Below are 16,165 nucleotides of genomic sequence, written 5' to 3'. Positions count from 1 at the left end.
GATAAAGTGATCACTGAGCAGCTCAGCCTCCCTTTCCAGTTCGGCTGTTAAAAAAACAACACCGTTGTTTGAAAGCACCAGCAAATCAAGTGCTCACTCTTCTATTTTACGGGGTTGTACGCCGGAATCCCAGAAATTTCCGTCAGCCCAGCTCCAGTCCCGCCACGAGCGCATCCAGGTCGATGAACTTGCCGTCAGTCTGGAAGGTGTAATGCCCGTTCAGCAGGATGTGCCGCCAGGCCGCTGGCGACATCTGCGTGATCAACGCCAGCGCCTTGGCATTGCCAGCTGCCTCGTACTTCGTCAGCAGCAGGGACAGGATCGCCGAGTTGTAGAAGATGATCGCGTTGCCGATCAGCCTGGCGCACTGGTTGCTGATCTCGATTTCGATGTCGGTGCGGCCGGTCAATTCCTTCTTCCCACCGACTTGGGCGATGGTCGAGCGTAGCTGGTGATAGGACTCAATGCGGTTCTGCGAGCGGTGAACATTACGCTCCAGTTGCGGGTCGCGCAGGTAGCGCAGTGTGTAGATACTGCGGATGAGCTTGTCGAACTCGAAGATTGCGCGCCGCGTCGGGTTCGGCGCCGTATAGGTGCACAGCTTGCGGATCAGCGTGCCCTGCGTCATTTCCTTCAGGCCCAGTGTGGCGACGATTCGGTCGATGTTCGCCTTCTCACCGACGATGAGTTGCCGGTCGATCTGGCCAGCCGGCCGGATCAGGCATTTCTCGTACAATGCCAGATCATCGGCGCAATACAGCTCCTGCAACTGGTCGTCGAGGTCGGTGAAGCGCGGCTCGAAACGAAGTCCGAACCAGTGCAGGATGGCGAAGTTGGCCTTGTTGATGCTGTGCATGTCGCCGGTGATCGCGCTCGGCACGATGTCCGACGTGTTGCGGTACCAGATGTCGAACACGTGGTGAGCCTCGTACTCGTGTGCGCCTATCAGGTAGCCGTTCAACGGCACGTGATTGCACAGCAGCGTGTAGGCGACGACGCCCTTGCCGCGGCCGAAATATTTGCGCGAGTAGCGCGCCTTCACAGTTGGTCGCTCGACGCCGAATTTCTGCCCATCAACGGCACCGTACAACGAATCGAGGTCGAACGAGTAATGCGGGAAGATCGGCAGTGCGGCGATGGCGTTGCTGATGCAATCGTTGGCCACATGTAGCGTCGCCTGGCGCAGGTACTGCTGGTAGGTACTCTCCAGGACGTGGTACGGGATGTCGCTGGTACGTGCCATAACCTGGTTGCCGTGGTTCATGGCTTGGGCAATGATCACCGCCATCAGACTGTCGGCGTCGGCTACCTTCTTCGCATAGCGTGGCTGCAATGGTGTCAGCGCCGACAGGAACTGGCACTGGCCGTTGACGAAGCGAAACACGTCGGCGACATCGCAGTATGGCAGTTGCTCGTAGAGAGCTTGCTCGCGCGCCTTCTGGTTCTCCCCCTTGGGCTTGCGCCAGGTCAGTCTCTGCGTGTCCTTGTCGTATTCCAGGTGCGTCAGCTTGCCCTGTTTCAGCTCGCGATTGAACGCCACCCATTGCGCACGCAACTCGGTCGCCAGTGCATCGAGCTGGGCACTGACCGGCTGCCGCAGGAAGGGGATGTCCATCTGCGCGAGCACGGCGGCTTTCTCGTCCATCGAAACCAACTCGTCGGACAAATGCCGGTGCTGCAAGCTATCGTCAATGTAGAGCTCGCCCGCCTGGAAGCGTTTCCTGACCTGACGGTAAAGCCAGAATTCGTAACGATCGGCATGCAGGCCTGTCGGCGTGCCTTCGGCATCGAACATTAGCAGGTACGGACGCAAGCGTTTCGGCAGCGTTGCCGCCGGACATTCGTCGAGTGGCCGTTGTGATAGGCGCTGCTGCTTGGCGAACACGCTCTTGGCCCAAGTCAGCGCCGCGAGCCATGGGTTATCGGGGGCCGTGCCGGCGAAGTCGAGCGCGACGTACAGCGGCCGTAGATGGCGTCGAATGCGTTCGGCCAGGCCGTCCACCGCCTGCCAGTGCAGCGCCAGTTTGTTCAGTGGCTTGACGCTCATGCGCTGCGCCGTGTTTTGCAGCAATTCCCTGGACATGATTTTGTAGGCGCGTTGGCGCACCTCGCCGAACGGCGTCGGATCGGCCACGCTGTCGTCCACGTACAGCGACAGCAGGCGGCCAACCTGCGGCGTTTCCTGATGGCGTCGCAGCTGTTCGGCGACAAAGGACTGTTTCGCACCCGTGCGGCTCTCGTCCTCAAGTTTTTTCATGTGGAAGGCCATCGCGTCGACCAGGTTGTCGGTGAGCTGCCGGTAACGTACCCAGGCATAGCACAGCAGGTAGAGCCGGGTCTGCTCCGCCTTCAGGTGGCGCAGGTCATGGACGGTATAGAAGTTCGCCAGGCTCGCGTAGTACAGCAGGTTCTGCTGCGAGATGCCGAGCTTGGGCAGCAGCGCCTTGGCGATCCCGTGCAAGGACTTCAGCGTGGCGCGCTTCTCGCGCTCCCCTGCCATCTGACGCCAGCCGAAATCTTTAGCGTCCTGCTTGAGCGCTGCCAGTTGAGACAGGGTGTCGTCACGCACCAGGAGCTGGCCCAGCGCAGCTTTGGCCGATTCGTCCAACACTTCTGCCAGCAAGCCGCCCAAGCGCCTGCGTTCGGTGGACAGGGCTTCACTGACCAGCTCTTGTAAGGTGGTGTGGCCGGGCCGGATGATTTTGTGCTCGCTGAGCCAAACGATCAGTTCGGCGGCCACGAATCCTGGCATTACGTCGCGCCGCACGATCTGTTCAGCCTGCTGTGCCAGTTGCGGCAGGAAGCTAGCCGCCCACGACCGGTAGCCGAACAGTTCGGCGATCTGACCCCTCTGGCTGTAGTGCTCATGCTTGGTGATCGCCTTGCGTTCGAACGCTTCGCCGTGGAAATAGCGACTCAGCACGAAGGCGCAATCGTCCTCGACCTCATGCCAATCGAAGCGGAAGAAAGCATGCTTGGCCTTGAAGTAGCCGATCTGCAAGACGCAATAGACTTGGGCCTGCAGGCTAGGCCGGCTGCTGGCGAACGCCAGTTCAGATTCGGCCAACGCCAGGTATTCCAGCCGCTGAGCATCGTCGAAGTCCGGTAGGCCGTACAAGGCTTCCTGCTCTGCGTCAGAAAAGACGGTGAGTAGCTTATTCTTGTTGCTCATCGACCGTCCTTCCCGCACCACGCCAACCTGCTCGCGTCAATGTTTCGATCAACGTAGTGCGCTTGACATTGAAGTTGCGGCACACCGCCGCCTTAGACATGCCGCCATCGAGCGCGGCGACGATGGCGTCCAGCTTCTCACCAGTGATCGCCTGCGGCCGGCCGCCGATCCGGCCGCGTTTGCGTGCGGCGGCCAAGCCCGCGACGACGCGCTCCTGAATCAAGGCGCGCTCGTACTGCGCGAGCGCACCGAACACCTGGAACAGGAATTCGCCCGAGGGCGTCGTAGTGTCCAGGTTCTCTGTCAGCGAGCGGAACGCCACCCGCTTGTCCTTGAGCGAAGTCACAATGGCGAGCAGGTGCGACAGCGAGCGACCGAGCCGGTCGAGTTTCCACACCACCAGCACATCGCCGGCTCGAACGAACTCAAGCGCCCGCGCCAAGCCGGCACGGTCATCCTTCGCGCCAGAGGCACGATCCTCAAACAGGTGACGCGGATCGACGCCGGCGGCGAGCAGCGCGTCGCGCTGCAAGTCCGTGCTCTGGCGGTCGGAGTCCGACGACACGCGCATGTAGCCAACCAACATAGGCGGATAACCATCAAAAACAGGTTTCCGCATAATAGTGAATAGCGATAGAGTTTTCCGTACATTTTTGAGGGGGTGTTGCACAGGTAGCACAGCGGCGGCTGACAGCCTGTCGCAAAACAAATGTTTTACGACACCTCCTTGAGGTTGCCGCGTTTACATCATTACCTGAACAGGTATAAAATTCCGTCATGACAAACAAAGAAAAACCGCTCGAATGGATCGCGAGCAGCCACAAGGATTTGATGGCGTTGCCGTCCGACGTGCGTCGCCGTTTCGGTTACGCGCTCTCGTTGGCGCAGATAGGCGATCAGGATGACGCAGCAAAGGTGCTCAAGGGGTTCGGTGGTGCCGGCGTGCTGGAGGTCGTCGAAGACGATGCCGGCGGCACCTATCGAGCGGTATACACGGTCAAGTTTGCGGAAGCGGTGTTCGTCCTGCACTGCTTCCAGAAGAAGAGCAAGAGCGGAATCGCCACGCCAAAGGCCGACATGGACATCATCCGCGCTCGGCTGAAGGTGGCCGAGGTATTGGCACAGGAGCTACGAAATGCAAAAACGAATTATTGAAGGCGTCGAGGTTCAGCGCAGCTCGGGCAACGTCTTTGCCGACCTTGGACTGCCTGACGCTGAAAAGCTCAAGATCAAGACCGGCCTGGTGGTCGAGATCAGGAGGGCCATGCGCGCCCTTGGGCTGACTCAACAAGCGGCGGCCAAACGCATGGGCATCCCGCAACCGAAGGTGTCGGGCATGATGCGCGGCGACTTCACCAATCTATCCGAACGCAAGCTGATGGATTGTCTGAATCGCCTCGGCTACGACATCGAAATCAAGGTACGGCCAGCAGCCGAGCCGATCGGGCATCTAACGCTCGCAACCGCTTAATCGGAGCTCTCCTGATGGCAGCCCGCATCACCGACGACGAATGGGACGAACTGACTCCCGAGAATTTCGATACCACGGCACTGCTGCGTGCAGTCGATGCCGTGGACGTGCTGCGCGGCGATTTGAATGACAGCGCAGACGGCGCACCTCCGCAACTGCGCACCGACCTGTTGAAGCTGCATCAACTGGCAATGGCCGCGTTCAACGAGGGATCACGCAGCCGAGTGGCTGAGCTATTTGATCTCGCCGTGGATCTTCAGGATCAGGTTGATCATCTGATGACCTCGCTGGAACAAGTGCAAGAAACCCTGTCCCGGTTGACGGCGCTCTACCCAGAAAGCCTGTCCTGAATGTTCTTGGAGACAACCACATCATGAGCCGCAGCCGCCGCAAAACGCCCATCGTTGGGCACACGACCTGCCGTAGCGAGCGCGAGGACAAGAAACTCTGGCATCAGCGCTGGCGAACTCACGAGCGCACCGCGCTGGCCAGCGCGTCGCCGGAAGCTCTATGCGCCCATCTGCCTCTACTGGAAAACCAGGTCAGCAACGTCTGGTCGATGGGTAAGGATGGCCGCTCCTACTGGCCCATCAAGCGCCAGGCCGCCACGGCGGATCGCATTGCCAACCACAAGGGACGCAATCCGCAAGAGCGCGCCTCCCTGAAAAAGCGTCTGCTGCGCAAGTGGATGAGCAAATGAACCTGTCCACCATCGAGGCGCTGGCTATCGCTTGGGCGCGAATCGCTGAAGAAGCAGAACTCCCAGCCGGCTACGAGGGCACGGCGACGCCAGAGGCGCATCGGGCCTGCGAGGTGATCCAGGAGCGGATTCGAGAGCACGTCGTCGCCACCAATGACATGCGGCTGTTCGGCCTGCTGCACCTGCTTGGGCAGGCGTCGCTGCGCATGGAGCAAGCGCTGTGGCCGGAAGAATATGCGCGGATGACCCGCGAGGTCGAGGAAGCTCTCCGAGAGGCCGACGACCCCAACGCCAAGTCGTACACCCACGAAGAAGTCATGCAGGCGATGCAGGAACGCATCGACCGAGCGCGAGACAAAGCCATGTTGATCGGCTGACGGAAATTTCGGCGGTTCCGGCTGATCCAAGAATCTTGGCGTGACCTTACCTCCGCTCTACCGCTGGGTGCCAGCCTCGGCGCACGCCTAACCACCCAACTCAGAAAGGAAAATAAGTTGGTAAAACGCATTCCCGTATCCGAGCTTCGTCTCGGCATGTACATCCACAAGCTCGCCGGCTCTTGGGTTCGACACCCATTCTGGCGCGGCAGCTTCCTGCTGACCGAGCCTCAGGATCTCTCTGCCATTCGAGAATGTGGCGTCGGGGAGGTCTGGGTCGACTTGGCCAAAAGCCAAGTCGACCCAGAGAGCCCAGAGAGCCCAGAGAGCCCAGAGAGCCCAGAGCCCAGAGCCCAGAGCCCAGAGAATTGTCGGAGGAGCAATCTCTGCCGTCTAGTCCACTAAGCAAGAAAAGTGACGGCGCAACCTCAATGGAGAGCGAAATGTGTTATGCACGGAAACTCTGTCTTGCGGCCAAGTCCCAAGTCATGGACATGTTCCAGGAAGCCCGGCTTGGCAAGGCCGTCGACCCAAGCACGACGTTGCCGCTGGTCGGAGAAATCGCTGCCTCGGTGCTGCGCCAACCTCATGCCCTCATCAGCGTCGCACGCATCAAAACGCACGACGATTACACCTACCTGCACTCGGTTGCCGTCTGCGCCCTGATGCTATCGCTGGCCCGGCATCTCGATCTAGACGAGGAGCAAACGCGCCTGGCTGGCATCGGCGGACTGATGCACGACCTAGGCAAGGCCGCGATGCCGCTGGAAGTGCTTAACAAACCAGGCAAGCTCACCGATGCCGAGTTCGCCATCATGAAGCGCCACCCTGTGGAGGGCGCAAAGATGCTGCGCGCAGGCGGGGCCGAGCCCGGGGTGGTGGACATTGCCCTGCACCATCACGAGAAGATCGACGGAACCGGCTACCCGGATCGCTTGGCCGGTGACGCCATTTCACTCCTGGCCCGCATGGGCGCAATCTGCGACGTCTATGATGCCGTGACGTCGGAGCGAGCCTACAAAAAGCCGTGGGACCCGTCCGCGGCGATGCGGCAGATGGCCAAGTGGGAGGGCCATTTCGACAAACGCATCTTCCACGCCTTCGTCAAGGCCGTGGGCATCTACCCCGTCGGCTCCTTGGTTCGCCTGTCCTCTCAGCGTCTGGCCGTTGTCGTTGAGCCGGGAATGGAATCACTGCTGACTCCCAAGGTTCGCGTGTTCTTCTCGCTACGCTCGAGAGAGCCGATCCCGATGCAGACCATCGACCTGGCGGCCACGAGTTGCAAGGACAGTATCACTGGCCCCGAAGACCCGACGCTCTGGAACTTCAAGAACCTCGACGACTTGTGGATGGAATAGCCCCCACAAAACGACGGCCCCGTGAGGGAGCCGTTGAACATCGTCGAGCGATGCCCGTCCAGGGAGGGATGGCCGAGCTCGATTCTCCAGAAGGTAGCTGGTGACACGAGTGTTGAGCCCACCCAACTAGGGTGACGGAAATTTCTGGGGTTCCGGCTTACATCCCCAATATCGGGTGCATTCGTCGACAAGGTCATTTCGAGAGCTTGCGCGTTGGCCATGTACGCATAAATGAAAAGCGCCGGCGACCAGCGAAAGAATTTGGACATCATGAAATCTCTACAGTTGGGATTAGGCTTCACAGGCGACCTGCTCGAGCTCAATGCTCTCCCCGCGCTGTTGAAGCATCATGCTTAAAATGCCGGTATCGATGGGGTCGCCCTTGTCGACGTGCTCGCGCAACATCTGGCTCAAGGTTGAGGCCGAGCACAGATCTTTCCGGAACCAGCCATCACGCCCCTTGGCACGAGAACGAGCCATCTTCACCTTCAACTGAATCGAGAACTCGTTAATTGCATTCTCGTCAAACTTGGTATCCGCATACGCCTCAGGCGCGTTGTAGCGGCGAATGAGAACGCCCTCGTCGACACTTGCCCGAACCGGTACGTCTACGACCCCAATCGCTTCCAGCGCAGCCAGAACTCTTTCAGGGGCCTCCCGGTACGCAATACCCAGTGCGTCAAGCCATATACGTTCGATTGCTTGTCCGTCAGCTCCGGATGCAGCGAGCGTGCCCACCTCATTTTTCGCGTCCATCAACCACAACATCGTGTTGCAACGAGGACAAGGCTTCTCATGCTCCAGCGATACTACAGTGTGATTGGGGTCGGTGAGGAATCCCCCTCCATTACAATGCCGCTCGCCCACCTGATAGAGACATGGGTGGACATGGGGGTTGCAATTGCCTTGGATAAACTCAACTTCCGCTAAAACCGAGTGATCCGCTGTACGGGCCATGCGGGCAAGTTCCCGGGCTGCTTCATCTGGAGGAAAGTCGGCCAGATCACGAATCAAACGGTTGAGTCTGCGTTTGAAGTAATCCATATCGAGACCAAAACGATTCTTAGCGGCATGGGCAGGCCGTAGGTGCGCCATCCCATCAATTACCGCTTGACTGATGCGCTTGACGTATTCAAAGGATGGATTCGGCCCTTGTGCATGCCCAGCAGCATAAAACCATTCATCACCGAAGAGATCCGTCATGAGCGCTGAAGGGAGGGACTCAAATGTCACGTATCCACGCAAGCTATCGCATGCGTTGTATAGGCGGCGAGCGTCCTCTTTATCAAGGGAATCATAATCAAGGCTTTTGCCGAGGCGGCGCTCTAACACGACTTTCTTTGCGTAAGCGACAAGCATTGACTCGTCGTAAACGGTCGCCGAGATCATCGGTGCAAGTGCACAGGCCAAATACTCAGCGTCCTGCCAGCCAATGTATTCAGCGATGGAGTTGGCGCCGGTGTTATTCCATTGGCGCATCCAGCTGCGGCCGGCGCAAGAAACGGTGATGCTACCGCTATAACGACCCAAATCTTGCAAGATGCATGTCACAGGGTCGAGCGCTTTTATTTCAGAAATCTCCACTTTTTGAATTGTTGATGCCATGACCTGCATAGGGGAGCCTCCTCAGGGAAGTGAGTGCTATAGAAAGATGGATTGAGCTGTCACTGGTAGTGCCCTGTGCGCAGATGGAGCGTCAACTTGCGCAGCGGGTACGACATCAACTTCGACGACTGCACTTGATGCCACCCTGGCAACAGCAATGACTCCAGCATCTACCTGAGACCAGTAGAAGAATGCTGAGCTTCCGTTCAGGCGTACGACACTTGACGGCCGGCGACGCATCAGGTGCTCGACCTCTGAAACAACCCACGCAGAGTCGAAGGGGAAGTCACGGTTTTCGATCCAGAACAGCGAGTGGGGGATCTTGAAAAGCATTTCGTGCACCGCAAGCGCCGCGATAGCAAGAGGATCGTCAATCCTCTTTAGCTGGGCCATTACTGGGCCCAGCTTTCTCAAAATCTTGAGTCGAATATCCTTTGCCCAGCTCACAGCATTTGGTCGTCCGGTGAGTGCTGGCAGAGCTACAGGAAAAAAGCCTGTACCAGGTCTTTCAACCGACCGTCCAAGTCTGGCTCGGCAGTCACCACATAACGTGGCCGATGCGTACAACGAGTCGCTTCGGCGCCCATCGCGACCTTTGCTACTGAAGCTGTAGATGTCGAGGTGACCGCAGAGCCTTTTGGTCATTGCGGAGATATGCGCGTTGCTCATCGAAGCCTCCTTTCGTGCATGAGCGGATGTAGCTGTTTAGTGTCATGCTTCATATAGATTCATAACACGTATACTTAATCCGCGATCGAAAGAAGTCAATCAGCAATGTAAGTTCAAGCAGTCGGTAGCAGGGAGAGGATCAAAGGGCCCATGTCGAGTGCTGTAAACGAATCAGTTATGGCCACCTTCACGAGAAAGGGAATTGGCCTTAGCCCTTGCCGAAGATCGATCAGCTCATCGAGAGTCAAACCCAAACGTTCAGCAAGTCCTTCCTGATCGACACCTGCAATGGCTGCCAGGCCGTCAAAAAACCCCCTTATAACATCGACAGTCTCACCGGCATCGAGGCGATCGAAGAACCCATAAATCAGAGTTCTGCGAACAAATGACGACTGACCATTAGCGGCAGCGACAGCCTCTTTGACAGCGGATGGAAGCGCGGCGATGAGGGAAGATAGGGACATCTCGACGCCCATTGCAGAAAGAATTCGCACTCTGGCAGCTGGGGGCAATGGGCGCATTTGAATCCTACACTGCCTGATCATCGAAATGCTGATCCCAATTTGCTTACCCAGCCTTGTATCGCTCCACCCCTGCTCCACGCGAAGCATGTCCATCAGCTCTGTCCACTCGGAATTACTGAGACCGTTGGGGGCAAGTGATAAAAACTTGCTTCTGGAAGTCAGATTGCGTGGCGGCTCTTTGGCGGCCGTCGGCTCTGCCATGACACCGAACATTTTAATTCCTCCCTTCTGGCCGGGCAGCCAAGGAATCGTCTTGCGGGCTGGAGGTTTCGCTCGAAATGAACGCCTGCACCAGGTTCAACAGAGCTCCGCCCACAATGAGCAAAAACATCCCCATGAAAATTCGTCCTGGGGACAGTTGGAGCATTCCTGCGCGGGCGGCCATCAGCGCCAAAAGCGCTCCAAGCATCGCCACAAGGGCGATCACAACTTTTATGATTAAACGGCCAGATGCTTTGCGATCCATTCGAGCAGACCTCAGTGATTCATAACGTGTAGCAATATACACCCATCACGTGACAAGGAAAAACAAACCTTCCAGTATTAGGGGGTGAGATGGTCTATGCCGCTCCGATCCTCTTCATCAGTGATCTGGATCAACTGGTGGACATTGAAGATTCGGGGTGGGCTGGATCAGTCGCTGCTTGATTCCGACCGATAGCCCCAGTCGAGTGATGGGGTTTCAGTTTTCTCGGCCAAAAAAAAACCACCCTCGCTCAGCGAGAGTGGTCGATGACGCTGTTACAAAATCGACGTCCGGGCATGGTGCCCGAGAAGAGTGCCGACGAAGAAACTACCAGAGCTGTTTTCACTACTCAGACTGGTCGTCGTTTGAATTTCAACCGAAGCAAGGCAGCCAGTTTCAGGACTTGCGATGGAGATTTCATTGCTCACCAGATGAGTTAAGCCAACCGGATGAAAATCCTCACCCATGTCGCGCCGTAGTACTGAATTGATCGAGGTACACATCTCGTCGGCGGCGGATTCCGCCAAGGCCAACGCCGATACCGGATCGAAACAGACCCCTTTCACAGCCACTTCAGGGCCAGCGGCGCCGTCCTCAATACCAATGACAACATGGGCGGTCAGAGGAGCGCCGTTGCCAACCACCAGTTCAGTGATGACGCTCGAACGGTTCATCTCCTCAATTGCGACGAACACCTCGTCACGCGCCGAACCTGCCGGAAAGTCACCAACACTCTGCAAGAGACAACCGCTAGCATCTACTGGTGCAGTGGCAACTTTTGCGTACAACAAAGCCAAATTGTGAAAGCTCATGTTCATTCTCCTGATAGGTGGATGCAAGACTCTTGCGAAGTCCTTGCAGGTTGGTATGAGGAACATGGGCATATACTTTGACGTTTCTTCATAACTTCACCTTCCTTGATACACGGCAGTCAATTTGAAATTCGTTTGAATCGGATTCGATCTTGGCCAAATGACACAGAATAGAGGGCCCGCCCAATGATCTCGGATTGATGGACAAACCCCCAATAACGACTATCGAGGCTGTCACCACGATTATCTCCGAGAACAAAGAAAGCATCGTTAGGCACAAGACACTTCAAACCATCAACCCTCCTTTCACAGCCTGCAATCCCTGGAAAGTCAGATCCACGGCCAAGCTCCATTGCCTGTACGTCAGGCAGAATCACATAAGGAGTTCCACCCATATCTTCAGTCAATGCTGTTGATGACCGTACTTTTCCTGAGTTCTCATCAATGTACTCGTAGCGATCACCCTCTTTAGCTCTAATGACAGTGTTATTTACATAAAGATTTCCGGCTTTGTATTCGACTAAATCACCCGGCAAACCGATAACCCGTTTTATATAGGCTTTGCTAGGATCCAAGGGAAATCTGAATACAAGGACATCAGAACGGTCCGGCACTGACACGTTCAAAAACAATTTATTCGAAAGAGGCAGACGTAATCCGTAAGTGATTTTGTCCACCAACACGTAATCACCAACCGCGAGAGTTGGACGCATGGATGACGACGGGACGACATAAGGTTCCACAATGAATGATCGGATCACTAATAACAGAGCCGCTACGGGTACAAGCTCAACCGCGAAGGCTAATATCCCGTGCGATAGATGGCCTAAGCGATTGGCTGCACGAACTCGTTGTACCAACCAAAAAGGTGTACCAATTGCAACGCACGCCAATAGGATGGTGTGCATCTCCAAAAATGTGCAAAGAAGAAAATACGGGCCCAGGACGCCTGCTGCGCACCCCAACGTGTATATCCACTGAGGGGCGCAAGTCGTGAGGCCTCTACGACACATGAAAGGTGCGACTGCTGTTAGAGCCATCCCTGACAGAAAAAGACTCACAGGACCCGACCCGACCGACGTGCCCACCAATATTTGCACATTAAAAGCAGGAAAATTAGGACTGACCCAGTGCCACAGACCCAACCTGCATAGACTATGTAGGCACCAATGCGCGGGATCCAGCCATCAACAATATCGACTGAAATGGATTGAAGTCCTGATCCAATACACCAAAGCAATGCCGCCAATACCCAGCCGTTGAGCAATAATTTGAAATTGAATTTAATGCCTTTGATCGGGACTTGGTTAGAAAGCATGATTACTCCAAAACTTCGACAGACCACCCAAAGCGGTCAATGTTGAGTCGCCACCCAGGCAACGTATTGATGAGCAAACCAGTCTCGGGCGATACACTTTTGCACCCAAACTCATAGCAATAATAATTAGACAGCTTCTCGACATCCCCACGAAACGATTCCCAAAACACCTCGTATTCTTGGCTATCGGGATTTGGCTCGCAGTATTCATACTGTAAAGGGAATGGATGAAGTGCATAGAGCGAAAGCGGTAAGTGAGTATTGATGTCTTTGATAAGTGCAGTAAAAAATCGGTGACCTATTCCATGGTGGTTGCAGTTAGACCTAACTTCCAATCGGTTCAATATGAGTACGCCACCGACGGAGATCACATTCAGCAGATCTTCAACGCACGTTTTGGACAAGTCGTTCACGACCTTGTTGAGCGATTCGCTCAGTAGGTCACATGACTCGGAAATACCTAATCCACGACCGCTGCCTTTCGAAAGGACTGTAGCCTCCAGTACTGCAAGAGGTACGGGATCTCCATTTTTTAAGAACGAGGCGTCTAGTGTCCGGCCTTCACAGACAGCCCCCCAGGTGAAGACATCTTCTGACAGACAGTAACGAACCGTGAGTCCCTCGCCGACAGGAATAGAACGGGGATTGTGCAGGAACGGGACGCCGTTAAAAAAACCGCAATTCTCACGTTGCCTGCGCAAAATAACACTCAGTGTCGCCGCCTTTGACATCCCAGATCCTCAGCTCAAATCCGAGCCTGCCGGTCGAGAATCTGCTCGTTTGGAACCGAGAGGAAATAAGCGCTTAAGCGCCTGGCGGTATAAGAACGCGACCAGCAGAATCACAACGCTCGTTACCGCCGAGAACATGCCGATGTAACCGACCTTGAACCACACGTAAAAAAATACAACCAACGCAATTGCAGCAGACGGGTGGCCGACCAGCCACAACGTCCGGTGTGTCAAATAGAAGAGCTTCATTATTGATCCCTCAATCAGTATGAAGCACCACACGTACGCGTAGTACGCCTACCTGTAGTACTTCTTTTCTGGCAATTTTTAGTGATGCTTGAAAGCCCTACCGATCAGTAAAGCCTCATTGGAGTCGGGATCAGCCTGCGGCCACGACCGACCAAATGCAGTAGGCCAGTACGAAGGAACCGAAACCGCCGACGAGCCACAGCAGGAGGTTCGTGTCTCGGATCTGCCGGGAAACGTAGTTCTCGAGTAGAGCAACCTGGGCGTCACCCTTAGTGTTTTTCACAGTGAAAAGTTCTTTTCGACGTTTGAATGCGATCGAGAAGATGATCACGAGTACGGCCACGGTGATTCGAGCAACGATGTCAATTGTAAGGGTCATTGGGTATTCCTATCTCTACGGTTAGTTTGATACATATCGCGTACGCATATGCGGTTTACAAATTCGGATTTTACGGTGGTGTTCGATCCATTCCGCCGGGGGTCAGAGAGTCACTCATTTGTTTTATTGCGGACAGCATCGGGTCTTTCGGTGAATCACCCTCACCATCACAATGTGGTCGAACCTCCCCAGGTCTGATCAGACAGTACCGCCCGACAATTTTGAAGTCTTTGGTAGAGGTCGATGGAGCAGTTGTTGGATGCGGCAATAGAAATGTCGCTCCGACAGCCAAAGCACTGGCGGAGAACGTGGCCATACCTGCCATCAACAGGTTTATCCGAAGACGGGAAATCCCGTGTTTAAGCAAGCGACACCCCCGTCGCGAGCTCGGTCATAACGACAGCGAGGTTTGGGTTCAAAATCCCCTTCGCCGCTAATCCTTTGACTTGCCCAGAGAGAAATTGGGTAAAAAATCGATGAGACGCATCAATCGATTCGTCATCAGTGCCATGAGCCGCCACGAGGGTCCGCTGCTCATTTGCAGCCGCGGCCGACGACACCAGCGCAGTCATCAGATCCGCAAACTGGCTTTCACCAGACTTGTCCAGTTTTTGATATCGCAACAAGGCAACGATGTCATCGGGGAGAAACACCGTAGATACTCCACTATCATAGGCGCCGTCGTACACCCACGCGCCACCGTTCTCAAGGGCAGTCACCGTAAAGTAGCGGCCGAGCTGGTGGTTGGGTTCGCCAGGTTGCATCTCGAGGATCGGCGGGTTGAACACCTCATAGCCCGCCCCGACTTCAAAATCAGTCCTACTCATGAATTCCTCCTGAGGAAAACGCTGGCTCTATGCCGGCGCAGGGACAATGATACATAACACGTAGACATAATACACAGAGTTTTTTGATCAACAATGTGGATGGCTTACGGCGCCCCTCCCGTTCAGTGCCTTGCTGCCAAGGTAACCATCTGGCACAAAAAAACCCGTCGACACATGATGTGTTGACGGGTCAGTTGAAGCGTTAGGGTAAAGCTGCTCTTTTATTACAGAGCTTTATTTTGTTTGTATCTGCTCGATGTTACGGCGAGAGCCACGCTGTACGCGAAGGAACTCAGTTTTTACGGCGTTAATCGCTCCTATTAAGGGCGCGAAATATAGACGTGGTGCTTGTTTTGCCGCAATCACGAACTCTGATCCAAACGTACTATTCATTCGAAAACTCCTTAAGTGCCCTGAAAATACCCAGGCACAAGAATATTAAGAAGAGTGTGGCATCGGCAATCGTTAATGCCATCTCCAAAAAAGTTAGCACAGCGATTGTCAAAGGGTTAACGACACCCAATGTTTCCAGTTTGTGAACCAGAAACGATAGTGCCACGGCCGGAAGGCCAATAATGATAAAAATGATGAAGCCGACAAAGCAGTGTGCAGCAAAGTGTGCAATGGGGTTCCACCAAGGTTTTTTTACGGTTTTTGACATAGTTACTCCTGAAAGGACCTGATCGGTCGTTATGTGATGCGTAGGCCATACTTGCGAGTAGTCCTAGCGTTTGGAGATGAGTAACGTGCAGGCGTAAATGCAGACACAAAAAAGCCAGACCGGAGCCTGGCTGATTTACATTTGCAATCTATCAGTGCGGTCGAGGATGACGGATCCGACCTGGTGTGAATTGCCCAGAAAAAGAAAGCCCTTTTTTCCGAACCATGTCACGTACTTTGATTTTGCTTGGTGTAGAACCGTTTTCTTTGTGCAATGCGACATGCTCTGCCTCGACGTTCAGCAGAAATTCGATATCCTTTTGGCTCAACTCCAGCTTTGTTTCGAGCTTCTTACGGTCTGTAAACCTTTTACCGATAAGCGCTGCACAAATTGCAGCAGTTACAGTGCTGAAGACTGCGGCTCCCGCCTGGATCAAAGCAGATTGAACTGCCGGGTCATTAATGGCCAATACCATTGGTCACACTCCTGAAGGTAGTACTTGGTATCAGGTGATGCTCGACGTGGGTCTATATTTGCGAGAAAGGTTCAGCAACAAAAAAGTGCCGGTGTCAATTCTTTCGCGCAAATCAAGAAGGACTTGAAACCGTATATGGGACAGTAGGTTAGCTCCTTTCGGGGCCGCTTAGAAGAAGAGCGGCGTTGTCGGCTAGGAGCGACATAGGAGCGTTGGGAGAGAAAGCCGCATCGCACTGTGTAGTGCTGGATTGCCGAGGAACGGCGGGCCTGTCGCATCATCATAGCCCAACAGGCTCGGCGGCATCCAGAATGAAGAACGCGCAGCCTGGGCTGCGCGTTCGATGGATGCCGTTGAATAGCATGCGGTGC

Annotated in this window: 21 protein-coding genes; 7 read left to right on the top strand and 14 right to left on the bottom strand. The window is 55.2% G+C overall.

All coding sequences use genetic code 11. The features are described 5' to 3' along the window. Window positions 1–142: 142 nt before the first annotated feature. Complete coding sequence (locus JFT66_RS21755; protein ID WP_024015041.1) at window positions 143–3,172, bottom strand: Tn3 family transposase; 3,030 nt, start codon at window positions 3,170–3,172, stop codon at window positions 143–145. Then, complete coding sequence (locus JFT66_RS21750; RefSeq protein WP_010465829.1) at window positions 3,156–3,758, bottom strand: recombinase family protein; 603 nt, start codon at window positions 3,756–3,758, stop codon at window positions 3,156–3,158. The genes JFT66_RS21755 and JFT66_RS21750 overlap by 17 nt, the downstream gene beginning before the upstream one ends. 191 nt (window positions 3,759–3,949) lie before the next feature. Between JFT66_RS21750 and JFT66_RS21745 the strand changes: the two genes are divergently transcribed. The 7 genes from JFT66_RS21745 (at window position 3,950) to JFT66_RS21715 (ending at window position 7,078) form a co-directional block, all read left to right on the top strand. Continuing rightward, window positions 3,950–4,327, top strand: a complete 378-nt coding sequence (locus JFT66_RS21745; RefSeq protein ID WP_033955292.1) for a type II toxin-antitoxin system RelE/ParE family toxin — start codon at window positions 3,950–3,952, stop codon at window positions 4,325–4,327. Continuing rightward, the gene (locus tag JFT66_RS21740) at window positions 4,308–4,643 is read left to right on the top strand and encodes a helix-turn-helix domain-containing protein (protein WP_001172026.1); all 336 of its coding nucleotides are present in this window, start codon (window positions 4,308–4,310) and stop codon (window positions 4,641–4,643) included. The genes JFT66_RS21745 and JFT66_RS21740 overlap by 20 nt, the downstream gene beginning before the upstream one ends. Window positions 4,644–4,657: 14 nt before the next feature. Beyond that, complete coding sequence (locus tag JFT66_RS21735) at window positions 4,658–4,993, top strand: hypothetical protein (RefSeq protein WP_000741275.1); 336 nt, start codon at window positions 4,658–4,660, stop codon at window positions 4,991–4,993. A gap of 23 nt (window positions 4,994–5,016) precedes the next feature. Continuing rightward, a complete protein-coding gene (locus JFT66_RS21730) occupies window positions 5,017–5,343 on the top strand; it encodes a hypothetical protein (protein WP_000091614.1) in 327 nt (108 codons plus the stop codon). Continuing rightward, entirely contained in the window at window positions 5,340–5,720 is a 381-nt protein-coding gene (locus JFT66_RS21725; RefSeq protein WP_001054412.1) for a hypothetical protein, read from the top strand. The genes JFT66_RS21730 and JFT66_RS21725 overlap by 4 nt, the downstream gene beginning before the upstream one ends. A 156-nt stretch (window positions 5,721–5,876) precedes the next feature. After that, window positions 5,877–6,125: a DUF3391 domain-containing protein gene (locus JFT66_RS30095; RefSeq protein ID WP_313453700.1), complete on the top strand. Its 249-nt coding sequence runs from the start codon at window positions 5,877–5,879 to the stop codon at window positions 6,123–6,125. Window positions 6,126–6,208: 83 nt separating this feature from the next. After that, a complete protein-coding gene (locus tag JFT66_RS21715; RefSeq protein ID WP_223198360.1) occupies window positions 6,209–7,078 on the top strand; it encodes an HD-GYP domain-containing protein in 870 nt (289 codons plus the stop codon). A 291-nt stretch (window positions 7,079–7,369) separates the two neighbouring features. Here the strand turns inward: JFT66_RS21715 and JFT66_RS21710 are convergent, their stop codons facing one another. The 12 genes from JFT66_RS21710 to JFT66_RS21655 form a co-directional block, all read right to left on the bottom strand. Continuing rightward, a complete protein-coding gene (locus tag JFT66_RS21710; RefSeq protein WP_198860122.1) occupies window positions 7,370–8,692 on the bottom strand; it encodes a hypothetical protein in 1,323 nt (440 codons plus the stop codon). Between the two features lie 27 nt (window positions 8,693–8,719). After that, on the bottom strand, window positions 8,720–9,352 hold the full coding sequence (locus tag JFT66_RS21705) for a hypothetical protein (RefSeq protein WP_198860121.1): 633 nt from the start codon (window positions 9,350–9,352) through the stop codon (window positions 8,720–8,722). Between the two features lie 113 nt (window positions 9,353–9,465). Further along, complete coding sequence (locus tag JFT66_RS21700) at window positions 9,466–10,089, bottom strand: hypothetical protein (RefSeq protein ID WP_198860120.1); 624 nt, start codon at window positions 10,087–10,089, stop codon at window positions 9,466–9,468. Between the two features lies 1 nt (window position 10,090). Then, a complete protein-coding gene (locus JFT66_RS21695) occupies window positions 10,091–10,342 on the bottom strand; it encodes a hypothetical protein (RefSeq protein WP_198860119.1) in 252 nt (83 codons plus the stop codon). A gap of 275 nt (window positions 10,343–10,617) precedes the next feature. Next, complete coding sequence (locus tag JFT66_RS21690) at window positions 10,618–11,154, bottom strand: hypothetical protein (RefSeq protein ID WP_198860118.1); 537 nt, start codon at window positions 11,152–11,154, stop codon at window positions 10,618–10,620. Between the two features lie 119 nt (window positions 11,155–11,273). Continuing rightward, the gene (gene lepB, locus JFT66_RS21685; protein WP_198860117.1) at window positions 11,274–12,062 is read right to left on the bottom strand and encodes a signal peptidase I; all 789 of its coding nucleotides are present in this window, start codon (window positions 12,060–12,062) and stop codon (window positions 11,274–11,276) included. Between the two features lie 412 nt (window positions 12,063–12,474). Continuing rightward, complete coding sequence (locus JFT66_RS21680) at window positions 12,475–13,203, bottom strand: hypothetical protein (protein WP_198860116.1); 729 nt, start codon at window positions 13,201–13,203, stop codon at window positions 12,475–12,477. Window positions 13,204–13,212: 9 nt separating this feature from the next. After that, a complete protein-coding gene (locus JFT66_RS21675) occupies window positions 13,213–13,452 on the bottom strand; it encodes a hypothetical protein (protein WP_198860115.1) in 240 nt (79 codons plus the stop codon). Between the two features lie 130 nt (window positions 13,453–13,582). After that, entirely contained in the window at window positions 13,583–13,831 is a 249-nt protein-coding gene (locus JFT66_RS21670; RefSeq protein WP_198860114.1) for a hypothetical protein, read from the bottom strand. 359 nt (window positions 13,832–14,190) lie between these two features. Beyond that, window positions 14,191–14,658: a hypothetical protein gene (locus tag JFT66_RS21665; protein WP_198860113.1), complete on the bottom strand. Its 468-nt coding sequence runs from the start codon at window positions 14,656–14,658 to the stop codon at window positions 14,191–14,193. A gap of 385 nt (window positions 14,659–15,043) precedes the next feature. Further along, on the bottom strand, window positions 15,044–15,319 hold the full coding sequence (locus tag JFT66_RS21660) for a hypothetical protein (protein ID WP_198860112.1): 276 nt from the start codon (window positions 15,317–15,319) through the stop codon (window positions 15,044–15,046). Between the two features lie 151 nt (window positions 15,320–15,470). Beyond that, entirely contained in the window at window positions 15,471–15,794 is a 324-nt protein-coding gene (locus JFT66_RS21655) for a hypothetical protein (RefSeq protein WP_198860111.1), read from the bottom strand. Window positions 15,795–16,165: the final 371 nt, after the last annotated feature.

Source organism: Pseudomonas sp. MF6755 (genome assembly GCF_016405635.1).
Classification (GTDB): Bacteria; Pseudomonadota; Gammaproteobacteria; order Pseudomonadales; family Pseudomonadaceae; genus Aquipseudomonas; species Aquipseudomonas haemolytica.
Note: the sequence above shows the minus strand (reverse complement) of the source record. Positions and strands in the feature narration are given on the sequence as shown.